The sequence below is a fragment of the Microbulbifer sp. ABM4_008 genome (assembly GCF_056311705.1).
The window spans coordinates 333,634-348,403 of record NZ_CM149970.1 but is presented as its reverse complement, the minus strand read 5'-3'; the positions used below and the strand labels follow the sequence as shown (position 1 = coordinate 348,403).

Here is a 14,770-nt window from a genome sequence, read left to right as displayed (position 1 = left end):
AATGAAACAAGGCAGTAATCCATGAGCGGCAACAGCTATGAGTGGTGGCGCAATAGCGTTATTTATCAGATTTACCCACGCAGCTTCTGCGACGCCAACGGAGATGGCATCGGTGATATTCCCGGAATTACGCAAAAACTGGATTATGTAAAATCCCTCGGCGTAGACGCCATCTGGATCTCACCCTTTTTTAAATCGCCGATGGTGGATTTTGGCTATGACGTTGCCGACTACCGCGATGTAGACCCTATTTTTGGCAACCTGGAAGATTTCGACCGGATGATCGAAGCGGCCCATGAACGCGGCCTGAAAGTGATTATCGACCAAATCCTCAGCCACACCTCAGACCAGCACCCCTGGTTCCAGGAGAGCCGCGCCAACCGCGACAACCCCAAAGCGGACTGGTATGTCTGGGTTGATCCCCAAGAAGATGGCACCCCTCCCAACAATTGGGTTTCCGTATTCGGAGGAGGCTCCTGGCGCTGGTGTACCCGCCGCCGCCAATACTATTTGGCCAACTTCCTCAAAGAGCAGCCGGACCTGAATGTGCACAACCCGGAAGTCCAGGAGCAGCTGCTCGCCGATATGAAGTTCTGGCTCGATCGGGGTGTAGATGGTTTCCGACTGGATGCGGTCAACTTTATTTTCCATCAGCAGGCCCTGGGCAATAACCCGGCGCGCCCGCTCAAGCTCGATGAGAAAGGCCTGCCACCAGTCAATCACTACGATTACCAGTGGCACCAGAATGATAAATCCCAGCCGGAAAACCTGGTGTTTCTCCAGCGGGTACGACAGTTAATGGATCAATATCCCGGCACTGTAACCGTGGGTGAAGTGGGCGACGACAACACCCACAAGATCATGGCTGAGTACACCACGGAAAAACGCCTGCACATGGCTTATTCCTTCGATCTATTGACCGAGGATTGCAGTGCGGGCTTCCTGCGCGAAACCCTGGAAAAAAACCGCGACGTAATCGACAAGGGCTGGCCCTGCTGGTCGATCAGCAATCACGATGTACCCCGCTCAATAACCCGCTGGAACAAAGGCTTTAACGACGATCAAGCCGATGCCAGAGCCCCGCTGTTCCTGCTGATGCAATTGGCACTGCGCGGCAGTGTCTGCCTCTATCAAGGGGAAGAACTGGGCCTGCCGGAAGCGGAAATTGCCTATGAAGATCTGGTAGACCCCTACGGCATTAATTTGTGGCCGGAATTCAAAGGTCGCGACGGCTGCCGCACACCGATGCCCTGGACCAATACCAGCGACGACAACGCCGGCTTTTCCACAGCAAAACCCTGGCTACCCATCTCAGGGGAGCACCAACAACGGGCGGTAGAGGTTCAGCAGGACGCCCAGCGCTCCATGCTCAACCGCTTCCGCGCACTGATCGATTGGCACCGGGAGCTACCCCAATCGTTGGCGACAGCAGAGCAAGAAGTGATCGACACGGGCAGTGATTTGTTTGCTTTTGTAAGGCGCAGCGACAGCGAAGAAATGCTGGTTGTTCTCAACCTGGGGCAAAACAGTGGCACCCTGGAACTACCTGCCGAGTTCTCCTGTGCGCACAATATCACCCCGGCATTGTTTGCTGGCAATGCGGAAGGAAGTAGCTTAGAGCTAGCTGCCGCAGATGCCTGTGTGCTGCTGCGTAAAAAAGCCTGATTGATTAGCAATATTTAAGTGATGCCCAGCTCATATTAGAGCCTGGGCATTCGAGTAAGAAATACAGTCTCTCTGCAACGTCTCTTCCTTTCGACGTCTGCTTTCCCGCCGGCACAATGCCGGCTTTTTTCTGTTTAACTCCAGCACTTCATCATCTATAGCCTGCAAAATAAAAAACCAGATAAAGATATCCGGTGTGGCTCCCCTCTCAAGGTAAGTCTTCGCCATTGGAAATAACCAAATGCAAGGCCAAAATCATCAACTAATGAAAAATACCAACTCATCGAGTTAAGAATCCTTCAATCTCAATTTAAAGCACTACCATTGGAGAGTCACGTCATATGATTTTTCAAATAAGAAATTGAAAAATTATGAACGTTTATATAAGAACGATAATAGGACTTATATTCTAGCTATTTAGAAATGGGACAGTCCTTCCTTGAAGTACAAAGTGAGAGAGGCCTCTCGCAACCTCCCCACCCTATCAGTGAGACTATTTTCCATAACAAAATACATGAATTGCTTCTCCCAGTGAGTATAGGTTTACCTCTCCTTTCTAAAACAACCGTACTTAATTTCAAATATGCTACCAGAAGACTCCCGTGAAACATTCAGTCTTACTTGGTACTCAACCGCGAATATCTTCCATAACATTGCTCTTCAAACTGTCTTATATACAGCATTTCATATCTTGTTCTACTTTCAATATCAGAATTCAAGAGAAGCTTCTCCTATTTCTGGAGAGAGCGAGCTAAGTCATTGACTTTAAAGGGGGTGACACTATTGTCACGAGCAAGAAAAGCAGGTAGATATATAGCCGCTGTTATATATCTACCTGTTGAGGATTGCGCCAGAGCCTCTAACCTACTGATATTGCTATGTTTTTTGGGTAATCTTGGATGACTGCACCAGAATTATATAGAAGGGTGATATAAAGACGCTTCTTTTGAATTAACTGTTATGAGTTCACATGAAACTAGCCATTAGAATCTCCATTCTTATGCTAAGTCTGCATGGTTTTATATTTATGTGGGGCCCAGCAATAAAGATGGCTTCAATAGAGTATCGGTTAGCACCGTACTATGTTGATTGGACTATTGGATACTATGATTATCGGGTAAATGGATGGGCTAGAGGTGATGAGGCAATGAAAAACCCAATAGTCCGCTGGAGAGTAGAGAATAATCTCTATTGGTGTGAAAAATTCACAAAGTGCACTGTCAAAGAATAATGCTCATAACAAGCCGCTCAAACATCGTTCCGGCCGCGAAAAACACGGCCTCCACTGGACTCGCTACACTGCGTTTCGCTCGCCGTTTAGCGGGGCGTTATTGGTCGCTCGCTCCAGTTTTGCGGGGGTTCAATAAAGAATAGCAGGTAATTATTAGATTGCTGTATAAAAAAACAGTATTGGCGGGAAAGCCCATAGCCAACGGTTCGACCTTCATGTAAGCTTCGAAGCTTCAGCGACGCTCGCATAACGAAGTTAATGCGGACGGCGCAGCCGCTTCGAAGCAAGGCCGCGAACCTAGTGCTGCTAGTTTCTCTCTCCGAATCGTGGTAGACAATAAAAGAAAGATATTTGTAGTGGATTTGTACACAGTGCCACGAGCAACAAATAACAACCCGATTATGCGGAAACCTAAAAGTTGTCATTCCCTTTGCTTGCACAAAGGCACTGCCAACTTTCTTAACGGTTCCGCATATCTATTTTCGTTAACTGCTTTTGCATCGTTATGAATTACGAGTTTGGAAAATATTCGAAAATTACGTCGTATCGATATGATGAGCCACCAAAGACTCGAGGCGATTTTCGGGGTTGTGTTATTACCGTGCAAAGATCACGGAAAAAGGATGACCTGATATCTTTCAGAATTAAAGGCTACAAAGGCGCGATTTCCAGCCTTGTAGGGGCCACTGAAGTATCAATTCAAGAGGGTAGCGATCCAAATATCGAATTCGAACGATATAGAATTAGTTATCTTCTAAACGAAAGCGAGAGTGAGTTGTATTGTGCAGAGTGTATTGAAATCAACAGTTAAATCGGGTAGCCGGTAGTTTCTAGCTACCGGCCCCCACACCACCCATCGTGCGGGTCCGCAATGGGCGGTTCCCTATCCGTAATGAATCTCTACCCAACGATCTCGCAATGAAATCAACCCCATCTCTTCGAAGAACCCATTATTGAGCGCAATATGAATACCCTCAGTTTTTGCGCTTCGCCAGTAACTTTTACCGGACGAGCCGCAGGTAACTGCTAGCGATTCACTCACACCCATACGCAGTAAATTCCGAACTTTCGTTCTCACTCTGCGCCAATTCTTCCAATAGCTCATTCTTAATCGCCGACGTATCCAGCAGTCTAGATCTATACATTTTTGATAGCCTTGCGCTATTCCAAAATAGTTGATCCAACCACGGAGGTATACGGTAAGTTCTTTCAGTTTCTTTTCCATCGAAATACCACGGGATCGTCCTGTAATCTGACGGACGTGGTATTTAAATTGGCGCAGTGACTTATCATGCCAGACAAGCTTTGCTCCACGGAAAGAAAAACCCAGAAATTTACAACGACTAACCGGGACTACTTGGCTTTTTGCATCGTTAACTTTGAGTTTAAGCTTGCGCTCAACAAAGCGTTTGATGCTAGCCATAACCCGTTCGCCGGAACGCTTAGAGGAAACAACAATCACAAAATCATCCGCATAGCGGACAAAAAGGTGTTGGCGTTTTTCCAGCTCTTTGTCGAGCAGGTCGAGTACAATATTGGACAGCAGCGGCGATAAAGGGCCACCTTGTGGCACCCCCTCATGACAGGCTTTCCAGCATCCATCTTCTACACTTCCTGTACGCAAGTAGCTTGCGATCAGTTTGAGTAAGCGCTTATCGCTGATTCTTTGGCCAAGTAAACTCATGAGGAAATCATGATTTACCCGGTCGAAGAATTTAGATAAATCGACATCCACTGCTATTCGTTTCCCTCCCTCGATATACTTTCGCAGCTTTTTCACCGCATGATGCTGCGATCGCTTTGGGCGGAACCCATAGCTGAACTCCGAAAAGGTTTTATCGAAACTGGGACCGATGATTTGGGCGATAGCCTGCTGAATAACACGATCAAAGATCGTAGGTATCCCGAGCCCACGCTGGCCCCCATCTGGCTTGCGAATGTAGACGCGCCTGACGGGAAGCGGCTGGTAATGACCCTGTCGAATAGTCTCGATGAGGTCGTCGCCAACTGCCTTGAAGTGCTGCACAAAATTATCGACAGTAATCCCGTCAATGCCTGCGGCACCTTTGTTGCTTCGCACGTGTTTCCATGCAGCATTAAGATTTTCTTTGCTGAGGATGGCTTCAAGCAGATTTTCATTTGAGTTGAGTGTCATGGCAGTGCGCTACGTCAATTTTATATCCGGCTGGCAACACATCGGTAGGCTAGCCCTGTCTTTTAACTCGTGGATTTTGGGTTCAGGCCTTCACCGTATCCAAGGTATTAATCTTGGCATTAGGCTACTATGCCGTCGGCTGACTTCTGTTCAATCACCTTGGCCATTACTGGCCGAGGCGCTGCTGTGTTCCACCAATTTTGTTTACCCCCGCGATGGTGGCTAGCGGGCTGGGCCTACTTATGAGTCAGCGGCCACGCTGACAGCTTTACAGCAGCAGGTTGAACAGATCTCCCCAGATAAGAACGTGAACTTTCACTACACAACAGCATCATTTACTCTACCCGTTAGATCACATGGCTTCGGTGTTCTTGGCCACCTCGCCTCCAGGCTAAGCCTTATATGATGTTTCTGTCCGTCAGCTCGTAGTTTTGCTAGCGGCTTCCTCCCCACAAGACCTCACGGTGTTGCAGTTGCCATTCGCTAGTAGTTAGCATTTAATGGAATCCATTAAACGGTGATCCTCCTACAGGGGACTTTCACCCCATTAGTTCACGCCCATGCTGGGCGTACCAAGGCGCTGTTGTCGGACTGGTTTTCCGCTGCGCTCCAAACCAGCCGCAAAGCGCGGCGTTATTGGTCGCTCGCTCCAGTTTTGCGGGGGTTCAATAAAGAATAGCAGGTAATTATTAGGTTGCTGTATAAAAAAACAGTATTGGCGGGAAAGCCCATAGCCAACGGTTCGACCTTCATGTAAGCTTCGAAGCTTCAGCGACGCTCGCATAACGAAGTTAATGCGGACGGCGCAGCCGCTTCGAAGCAAGGCCGCGAACCTAGTGCTGCTAGTTTCTCTCTCCGAATCGTGGTAGACAATAAAAGAAAGATATTTGTAGTGGATTTGTACACAGTGCCACGAGCAACAAATAACAACCCGATTATGCGGAAACCTAAAAGTTGTCATTCCCTTTGCTTGCACAAAGGCACTGCCAACTTTCTTAACGGTTCCGCATATCTATTTTCGTTAGCTATATAAGGACTGTTTGTGAAGATAGCTCAGGAATTGAATTCACTCCAAGAAGATCTAGACCTTGAAGTCAAAGCTTTCAATGGTGCATCTGCTTGGGTAAATTCAGAAGATTTTGGTATGGAAAAGAACATTACCGAAAGCTTCGAGTTCTATTTCAAGTTTCATAAGTTCTGCTTCAAGCACGCTGAGTTTGAGTATCTATATATTGAAACCACCCTTGGGATTGATTATCAAGGAGAAGAAGTTGGGTATTACTCTCTTTTCAGTGATTTAGATGGTGAGCCTGTTGATGATATGCTCATAATTACAGATGAAGAGCTTAAAAATAGCTAACAAGTTCAGGTTGCGGAAAATCTGCTGCGCAGTTTTCCGCAACTAAAGGCGTTAACTGTACTGGTGAAATTATGACTAGGGGAAAAGGGATAGCATTGAGGCTCGCATTAGTGGTCGTACTTGCAACTGCTATTTCATTTTTCTTTGGAATTAGTTTCTATATGAGTGTTGTTATAGTTGCAGCTCTAGGAGTTTTTGGCGAAATGGTACATATGCCTGAAAATATGCCAGGAGCTACCGACAACCCAGAAGGAAAAGAAGCTCATCCAATTAAGGCAATGGCCATTGGGGTACTTGTTGTATTTGTTTTACTGTTTGTGGGTTTTCTGTTTCCAGAGGTATACCGTTATGGTTTCGGTACATACAGTTAACAAGCCGCAGCAATCGCTCCCTTTGGTCGCTGGGACAGCCAAAACGCTACGCTTATTTGTCTGCCCTTGTGCGGGGCGTTAAGCCAATATGACCAAGAAAAGTAGAATAATTGGATTGCTCTCTATAGTTCCCGGTACGATCTGGGTATTCTATTTAACAATCGCTCTCGGATTGGCCGTGTTTAGTGAAGGAAGAGTTGATCTCGGGCCAAATCCATATCAAACAGCATTTTTGCTTTTTGTACCGTGCTTAGCTCTATTGCAGCTTTGGAGGCTCCTTTATAAGGAAACTCCATTATCCGAAATCGGTTCACTTGAAAAGGCGGTTTCAACGTTGCTAGGAGTGCCGGTGATTTTGTTGGGCGCAGGTACTGTTTTAGCTATTTTGTTTACATCTCCCTCAGCAGTTGTGCTTTATGGTTTGTTCGTTTTGCCATTAACTATTTATGGAGTATGGTGCCTTTATGAGCTCTGGCTGGCTTAACAAGCGCAGGCTGCCGGAACACCTTTTCGCTGCGCTCCAAGGTGTCCGCAACTGCGGGCGTTATAGCCATGAATAAACATCGAGTAAGGGAATATTAATGTCAGCAAAATACTATCAGTGTTATTTCGATACTAATGAGAGTGAGGGTTATGAGAACTATCTTGCTTTCGAAAACCTTGTAAAGAGCAAGAGCTGGAGTGATTTAGTCGAGAAATACGGGGAGAGATTATCTAGATTGGTAGGATGTTCCCCTAAACATGGAAGCGAAGAGCTTTACAAGCAAGTTGAACACTATTTAGACATAGCCTTTATTCTCGATAAAAATGACACATCATATTGCTTACAATTTGATACTTTCACTTCACTAGATGAATTTGAGATGTTGACGTTTTTAAAAAGTCTTGGGTTTAAGTGTATTGAAACAGAACTAGAGAATAGCAGTGTTGGGAGTATCCAGTACTTTCTGAATGAAAATGAGATTGATGACTGCAACTCTGTATCTTGGAAGTGGATCGCTCCCAATCCAATGCAGTCTAAAGAGTTGATTAATGAAAACAATCGAGAACCAGAAATTAAAGAGCTTCCGATTAATGACATACCTTCAACTAAGTCTGAATTAAAAGCGCAATATGAAGATTGTCCTACTGAACTATTGGATCTTAGTAATTTAGCAATCCAGGCTTCTCAATATAAAGAAAATAGTAATATTCTTGGCTACCTATTATTACTTACTAAGAAAGCTGATGGTGTCAAAATCATGTCCATTAATGCTTCATCTTCAGAAAGGGCTATGGAAGCAGCAAATGAGCATTTAGATAAAAACTCTAATGATATAGAGGCTTATTGTTTAGCGAATTTCTATTTTAGACAAGAGCATTCAAATCGAAGTACTCCTTCACAGATAGTTATTGAGTCGGGAAGAAAAGGCTCATTGGTTAGCTATAGCTGGCTTATAAGCCGAGAGACTCCTACTTCATTTTTATCAATTGAATATTATCTATCTTCTACAAACAGAATAAAATCTGCTTTAGATGAACTTGATCTGGAGCCTGTCGTACTCGGACCTACTGTTAGAAGGCTAGTAGTTCGAGTTGGCTTAATGGTTTTGGGGATTGTATTCTTACCATATATATGGGCAAAAGCTCTCTGTTTCATCGCCATATTGTATCTCAATGCAAGCTTTTTATTACGAAGCAGGCTAACGCTTAGTAAGTCTGGCTTCGAGACAAAAGATACAGCATGTAGTGGTGCTGTTATCAAGGAATTAAGAGATATTGAGTGTGTAAGAGAAACAACCCACGATAAGATTATTCTAATGTTGTCAATTAAAAACAAAGCGAATGGACCTGGGCTAAGGAACACGTCGGAGTTAGACGACGAAGAATTTAAAAAAGTTATTAGAGAATATTGCAGTACTTGTTCAATAGCTTATGAAACACTAGAAGAGCAGCCATAACAAGGGGCTGCAATCTGACTCCGCAACCTGTCACTTTTTGTGCAAAACCCGCACAAAAAGCGCCAGCTTGCTGCGCAGTTGAGCCCGACGTTATGTGACCACATGAATTACTACATACTCTCAAAAGATTTTTACATAGGTCAATCGAGACTGGAGCATGCTGATTTAGGTGTGGGCATGGTTCATGGACGTTTTATACAATGTCCTGGCTATCAAAAAGTAAAAAGTGTTTTTAAGCTATTCGCCAGCGAGCAATATGATGAGTATTATCAAAAGAGAGATGATCTGGAGTTGATGCTTCAAGATGAGTCAGGTAATAAAATTTCTACTGACTTTATTCATATTGAAGATTATTCTCCAGAATTTGAAGAGATTAGTGTAGAGGTCAAGTTAGTAAACGCCCAGTCATGGGCTGGTATTGAAAACACATAACTAGGCCAAGCAGGCTCACCCAGCTGATAGCTGGGTTGGACGGCCTACGCTACGCTTCGGCTGCCCTTGCTGGCAACGTTAGGTGTACTCGATGGAGTTTGGAATGGAAGCGCTATTCGTCGGCGCAGGCACAATCATTCAGGCAATAGGTCCCTGGATGGCTATAGCCCTAGCTATAGGTGCGCCAGTCGCAGTGGGTAGCATTGTATCGAAGCTAACCTTTGGTTCGTATGCTCTCCATCGCAACAAGTACATTTTAGTTTCAACGCTTACTATTGCTGCTTTACTGTTTTTGGTTGTGTCAATATCCGTCGTCGTTATGGGTCAGTGGGGTTAGTATCATGCAAAAAATCGGGGGTGGTTTCATGGCGCTATACTGCGAGTCCGTAAACCTAACCAGTTTAGGCATGCTCGCCCGGCAAAAAGCCGCCGGGCTGGACGACCACTATTCCGCTTCGCTCCATAGCGGCCGCCCATACTGAAGGCGTTAGGGCTAAGACATACCCACGTTTAGTAGACACCCTGTATAGTTAGGTTTAGGCCTATCGTGAAATGCACTATGAGCTAAAGAGAACTTAGGCATATACTGAAAGCACCTGCATATGGCCTATACCTTAGGCTTGTTGGCCAAGGACTACAGCACGGATTGTTATTCGAAACCCCGTAGAAAAACCGCGACGTTATCAATATAGGCTGATCCTGCAGCTTGATCAGTTGTCACTGATATACCCCTTTCAATAGCCCACAGGAATAATGGTTTTCACGCCAGCTCAATGCCGGCTTTTAGACCTTTAATTCCACGCCTTCAAATTTCCCTTACCACCGTCATAAATTTTCACATAGCGAATGGCGCAAACTGCTAGATTGAGTTATCTAGTGCTGGAAAAGACTCCACAGGTAAACCTTTGTCATTGGGAAACCCAAAGTGCAAGGTCAAGAATCATCGCCAAATAATCAAAACAACAGCGATCAGCAATCGTTAGATTTGCAGAACGCTGATATTGATGCAGTTTACAATGAACTAAACACGTCACCCGCCGGCCTCACCAAAAATGAAGCCAGCGCCCGCCTGCAAAAATATGGTCCCAATTCCATTCAGGAGAAGGAGCAAAGCGCACTCGCTAAGTTTTTGCGATTTTTCTGGGGCCCCATTCCCTGGATGATTGAAGCGGCCGCATTGCTCTCTGCATTAATTGGCCACTGGCCCGATTTCGCCATCATTATGGCCCTGCTGTTGTACAACGCGATTGCCGGGTTTTGGCAGGAACACAAAGCTGCCAATGCGCTGGCAGCACTGAAGGCCAGCATGGCCCCCAAAGCCAATGTATTAAGGGATGGGGAGTATCAATCTATCGATGCGGCGATGGTGGTCCCAGGCGATATAGTGCGAATCAAGCTAGGGCAAGTCGTGCCTGCTGATGTGCGCTTTACCGAAGGGAAATCCATCAGTATTGATCAGGCTGCCCTTACCGGGGAATCTCTACCCGTCAGTAAGAACATCGGTGATATTGGCTATTCCAGCAGTATCGCCAAACGCGGGGAGATGACCGCTGTTGTCATTGGTACCGGGCACAATACATTCTTTGGGCGCACCGCCCAACTTGTTGCCGGCGCAGGGCAAAGTGCCTCACATTCGCAGAAAGCCGTCACCCATATCGGTGACTTCCTCATCGTGCTGTGTTTGGTGCTGGCCGTTATTCTGGTGGGCACAGAGTTATACCGCGATATCGTGGTCGCCGAAACATGGCACTGGTCAGATATCATCAATATTCTTCGCACTGTACTGGTGTTGCTGATCGCATCGATTCCCGTTGCCATGCCTTCGGTCATCACAGTGACCAATGCTCTCGGTGCCCTGGCGCTATCCCATAAAAAAGCGATCGTCTCGCGGCTGGAGTCCATCGAAGAGTTGGCTGGTGTTGATATCCTCTGCTCAGACAAAACCGGCACCCTCACCAAGAACCAATTGTGTCTCGAAGAACCTACCTTATTCAGCGCGAAAAAGAACGATCAGTTAATTCTTGCCGCCGCTATCGCATCTGAAGCAGGCGCCAGTGATCCAATTGATCAAGCAGTTTTTGCCGGCCTGAAAAATAAGGAAGAACTGAAGAAATATAAGGTTGAGGAATTCACTCCCTTTGATCCGGTGAGCAAACGCACTGAAGTCAAGGTACAGAATCAGGATGGGCAAACCCTATATTTCAGCAAAGGGGCCCCCCAGGCTATTGTCGACTTATGTAACTTGAGTGGTGCCGAGGCCGACAAAGCCACTGCTTGTGTGCAACAACAGGCCTCCAGGGGGCTACGCTCCCTGGGCGTTGCGCAGAAGGCAACCGGCTCACCGTGGCAATTCCTGGGTATTCTGTCTCTTGAAGACCCACCTCGGGATGACTCCAAAGACACTATTCAGCGCGCACGGGAACACGGGCTTCAAGTAAAAATGATTACGGGCGACGATGTGGCTATCGGCAAAGAAATCGCCACCCAAGTCGGTATTGGAACAAATATTTTCGCTGCCAATAGTGTGTTTAAAAAGTCCCAGGATATGGACCACCTGCCATCTACTATCGTCGACACCGTTGAACGTGCAGATGGGTTTGGGCGGGTTTTTCCCGAACATAAATATGCCATTGTGAAAGCATTGCAAGGCAGAGGTCACCAAGTTGCCATGACTGGCGATGGTGTAAACGATGCGCCGGCCCTCAAGCAAGCTGACTGCGGTATCGCCGTTAGCGGAGCAACCGACGCCGCACGCGCGGCTGCAGCCATTATCCTGACGTCTCCCGGACTATCAACCATCGTCGATGCCATCGATGAAGCCCGAAAAATATTTGAACGCATTATTAACTACGTACTTTTCCGGGTATCCATGACCCTGGATATTATGGTCGTGGTTGTCTTTGCTACCATAATGTTCGGCTTCTCGCCCCTAACCCCGGTTATGATCGTACTAGTGGCTCTTCTTGATGACATTCCCATTATGACCATTGCCTACGATAATACTCTGCTTCCCAAGGAACCTGTGCACTGGCAAATGCGAGACCTATTACTGGGCTCCAGCATTATCGGCCTTTTTTCTATTGCTCAAACAATGGGTATTCTCTTTATTGGAATGGAATGGCTCAATAACACCAACTGGCAATCCTGGATCGCATTAAATAAAGAGCAAATTCAAACTATCGTATTTTTACAGATCGTAGCGGGTGGACATCTACTGTTATTCGTTGTGCGCTCTCGTACAGCTTTCTTTTCCAAACCACTACCCGCTTTCCCTCTGTTTATCGCAATTGTTGGCACCCAAGCATTTACCGTGCTGATGTGTGGATTCGGCTGGCTGGTGCCGGCAATACCCTGGACTATAATCGGTCTGGTATGGCTATACATGATTATCTGGATGTTTTTCCTGGACCTGGTCAAGAAACTTCTTTATCGAAGATTAAGTGATATCTGAGCCATCTACAAAAGCCTAAAAAAGGTAGGCAGTCGAACTATGAATTGTTTCGAAGATTTCAGGGTAAAGCCTGGCAGCAAGATAAAGCTCTCCGAAATAGATCCGGGCTTCAAACATTGTTACGAAAGTCGTGAAGAGGCACTCCCAGATACCCAGCGTATAGATGAGCAGATACGTTCATTCACTTACAAGCTTTACGCTGAGCGTAAAACATCTCTACTTATCTGCTTGCAGGGAATAGATGCCTCGGGGAAAGATGGCACCATCAAGCATGTATTAGGCGCAACAAATCCACAAATGTGTAGAGCGATTTCCTTTAAGGAACCTTCAAAAGAAGAGAGCGAGCATGATTTCTTATGGCGATATCACAAAGTAACCCCTGCCCGGGGGCATATATCAATCTTCAACCGCTCTCAGTATGAGGGCGTACTGATTGAACGAGTGCATAGCCTGGTTCCAATGGACATTTGGAGTGAGCGCTATGATCAAATTAATAACTTTGAGAAATTACTCTCTGAAAGTAACACAATAATACTCAAATTTTTCCTATATATCAGTCAGGATGAGCAGTTGGATAGATTCAAGCAACGTATTGATGATCCCGCCAAACAGTGGAAAATCAGCGAAAGTGATTATACTGAGGCAAAATATTGGGAAGAGTATATATGTGCTTTTGAAGATATGCTAAATCAATGCAGCACCGAATACGCGCCCTGGTTTGTTATCCCCGCAAACCACAAATGGTTCCGGGACTTGGCCGTAGCCTCGATTATTTCTGAAGCATTAAAAAAATTAAATCCACAGTTCCCTGCCCCCACTGTCAACCTGGAAGAGATAAAAACCAAGTATCATCAACTTAAGAATTCTTAACAAATTAAAAGCTAAAAAATTAAGGTTCTATTATTCCTTAAACCTTTAATAAACAAGTTATCTTTTAATCATAGATTTCTATCAGAGGAATTAAAGTGGATGCGCTGGGCAGCTCGCCGTCATTCTCAATAAATTATACAAAGTCACTCTGCCTCAATACGAAATCAGCTGCAGTATCATTTTCCTCTGGCCACTGCCCCCAAATAAGTATTCAATTGTTATCAGTAGCAAATAACTGTATATCGTTCACCCAAATTCATAATCAGGGATAATGAAATTATCTTCTATCGCAGAATTTATCCACCCATAACTATTGAAGCTTTTCGTCCTAGTACTAAATATACTGCAGCATAGTTTTCTATAAAAAATTCACCCCAAGGCCTAGCCCATAAAAAAGACCTCTCGAATAGACATACATAGGGTATAACCGCTAGATACTCCAGCCGTCGATCTGATTATAGATAACCAAAAATAAAATTTTATAAAATCTATGCAGATATCACTGCTTGACGTAAGACTAAAATAAAAAACCAGGTAGTATAAACTACCTGGCAGAAAAGGATTTGACTTGGTATCAAACGATCAGACCAAATTAAAGCTATCCAATTTAAGCAAAGCCCCGAAAATTTTAACAGGCCTCTTCGGTATATGGAGATATGCACAGGCTGACCTGCTAGTCAGTAGACACACCTGTCTTAAAGCTAACAATACTAACTCGCCAGAGGACTTTAGATCCGATTTACATTGGTAGGTATAGAACTCTCGATAGGAGCTCATAAGATTTATATCTTAAAAGATAACTGCTTCACTGAAAGAAAACTGCTAACCATATAGTGGCCTCATCTGCAGCTGTCTCCACCACCCGGTGCCTTTGATTTGCCCTAATCAACAAGTTATCCCCCTTCCCCAGATGGTGCCTCTCACCATTTTCCATTTTAATAACACCATAACCGGAAAGTACTAACACCCACTCATGCTCATCTTGATCATACCACCCTGTTTCAGGCGAGGACTGCCCGTAAGATACAATCCGCTCAACCCTGCAGCTTTTCCCCTCTAGCAAACTCTCAAAATGCTCCCTAGAGTGATCACCTGGTAGCTGAGTGAAAAAATTACCCATAAGTCTCCCCTAACATTAAATCGGCATGAAAAAACAATTTACAAAAATACAACTATACTAAAACCAATAGACTCTACAATTGGGATTAATATAGAAAAACATACGCCAACCGAAATCAAAATGAGCCCGAGACCAGAAAATAGAATATCTTTTACTAAACCTTCAATATTGGCTC

11 protein-coding genes are annotated in these 14,770 nt (G+C 45.2%); 8 read left to right on the top strand and 3 right to left on the bottom strand.

Going from position 1 to position 14,770, the window contains the following annotated elements; translation table 11 throughout:
* Window positions 1–21 precede the first annotated feature (21 nt).
* Entirely contained in the window at window positions 22–1,665 is a 1,644-nt protein-coding gene (locus ACYX4J_RS01535; protein ID WP_445361048.1) for an alpha-amylase family glycosyl hydrolase, read from the top strand.
* 30 nt (window positions 1,666–1,695) lie between these two features.
* On the opposite strand, the gene ACYX4J_RS01530 is transcribed toward ACYX4J_RS01535, so the two are convergent.
* Together ACYX4J_RS01530 and ltrA are read right to left on the bottom strand one after the other, a co-directional pair.
* Window positions 1,696–1,893 carry a hypothetical protein gene (locus ACYX4J_RS01530; protein ID WP_476177712.1) on the bottom strand — a complete coding sequence of 66 codons (198 nt, stop codon included), beginning with the start codon at window positions 1,891–1,893 and terminating at the stop codon, window positions 1,696–1,698.
* Window positions 1,894–3,779: 1,886 nt separating this feature from the next.
* A complete protein-coding gene (gene ltrA, locus ACYX4J_RS01525; RefSeq protein WP_476177711.1) occupies window positions 3,780–5,051 on the bottom strand; it encodes a group II intron reverse transcriptase/maturase in 1,272 nt (423 codons plus the stop codon).
* Window positions 5,052–6,093: 1,042 nt separating this feature from the next.
* Here ltrA and ACYX4J_RS01520 point away from each other — a divergent pair.
* The 7 genes from ACYX4J_RS01520 (at window position 6,094) to ACYX4J_RS01490 (ending at window position 13,475) form a co-directional block, all read left to right on the top strand.
* Window positions 6,094–6,411, top strand: a complete 318-nt coding sequence (locus ACYX4J_RS01520; RefSeq protein ID WP_476177710.1) for a hypothetical protein — start codon at window positions 6,094–6,096, stop codon at window positions 6,409–6,411.
* A gap of 71 nt (window positions 6,412–6,482) precedes the next feature.
* A complete protein-coding gene (locus tag ACYX4J_RS01515; RefSeq protein WP_444913290.1) occupies window positions 6,483–6,782 on the top strand; it encodes a hypothetical protein in 300 nt (99 codons plus the stop codon).
* An 88-nt stretch (window positions 6,783–6,870) separates the two neighbouring features.
* Window positions 6,871–7,266: a hypothetical protein gene (locus tag ACYX4J_RS01510; protein ID WP_476177709.1), complete on the top strand. Its 396-nt coding sequence runs from the start codon at window positions 6,871–6,873 to the stop codon at window positions 7,264–7,266.
* Window positions 7,267–7,363: 97 nt separating this feature from the next.
* A complete protein-coding gene (locus ACYX4J_RS01505) occupies window positions 7,364–8,722 on the top strand; it encodes a hypothetical protein (protein WP_476177708.1) in 1,359 nt (452 codons plus the stop codon).
* Window positions 8,723–8,824: 102 nt separating this feature from the next.
* A complete protein-coding gene (locus tag ACYX4J_RS01500; RefSeq protein WP_476177707.1) occupies window positions 8,825–9,154 on the top strand; it encodes a hypothetical protein in 330 nt (109 codons plus the stop codon).
* 925 nt (window positions 9,155–10,079) lie between these two features.
* Complete coding sequence (locus ACYX4J_RS01495; RefSeq protein ID WP_476177706.1) at window positions 10,080–12,605, top strand: plasma-membrane proton-efflux P-type ATPase; 2,526 nt, start codon at window positions 10,080–10,082, stop codon at window positions 12,603–12,605.
* 39 nt (window positions 12,606–12,644) lie between these two features.
* Window positions 12,645–13,475, top strand: coding sequence for a polyphosphate kinase 2 family protein (locus ACYX4J_RS01490; protein ID WP_476177705.1), 831 nt, complete (start codon window positions 12,645–12,647; stop codon window positions 13,473–13,475).
* Window positions 13,476–14,280: 805 nt separating this feature from the next.
* On the opposite strand, the gene ACYX4J_RS01485 is transcribed toward ACYX4J_RS01490, so the two are convergent.
* The gene (locus tag ACYX4J_RS01485) at window positions 14,281–14,595 is read right to left on the bottom strand and encodes a cupin domain-containing protein (RefSeq protein WP_444934292.1); all 315 of its coding nucleotides are present in this window, start codon (window positions 14,593–14,595) and stop codon (window positions 14,281–14,283) included.
* Window positions 14,596–14,770: the final 175 nt, after the last annotated feature.

Excerpts from the sequence above, each read along its gene's own strand:
- ACYX4J_RS01535 (WP_445361048.1), top strand. The coding sequence starts at position 22 with ATGAGCGGCAACAGCTATGAGTGGTGGCGCAATAGCGTTATTTATCAG.
- ACYX4J_RS01530 (WP_476177712.1), bottom strand. The coding sequence starts at position 1,893 with ATGGCGAAGACTTACCTTGAGAGGGGAGCCACACCGGATATCTTTATC.
- ltrA (WP_476177711.1), bottom strand. The coding sequence starts at position 5,051 with ATGACACTCAACTCAAATGAAAATCTGCTTGAAGCCATCCTCAGCAAA.
- ACYX4J_RS01515 (WP_444913290.1), top strand. The coding sequence starts at position 6,483 with ATGACTAGGGGAAAAGGGATAGCATTGAGGCTCGCATTAGTGGTCGTA.
- ACYX4J_RS01510 (WP_476177709.1), top strand. The coding sequence starts at position 6,871 with ATGACCAAGAAAAGTAGAATAATTGGATTGCTCTCTATAGTTCCCGGT.
- ACYX4J_RS01505 (WP_476177708.1), top strand. The coding sequence starts at position 7,364 with ATGTCAGCAAAATACTATCAGTGTTATTTCGATACTAATGAGAGTGAG.
- ACYX4J_RS01500 (WP_476177707.1), top strand. The coding sequence starts at position 8,825 with ATGAATTACTACATACTCTCAAAAGATTTTTACATAGGTCAATCGAGA.
- ACYX4J_RS01490 (WP_476177705.1), top strand. The coding sequence starts at position 12,645 with ATGAATTGTTTCGAAGATTTCAGGGTAAAGCCTGGCAGCAAGATAAAG.
- ACYX4J_RS01485 (WP_444934292.1), bottom strand. The coding sequence starts at position 14,595 with ATGGGTAATTTTTTCACTCAGCTACCAGGTGATCACTCTAGGGAGCAT.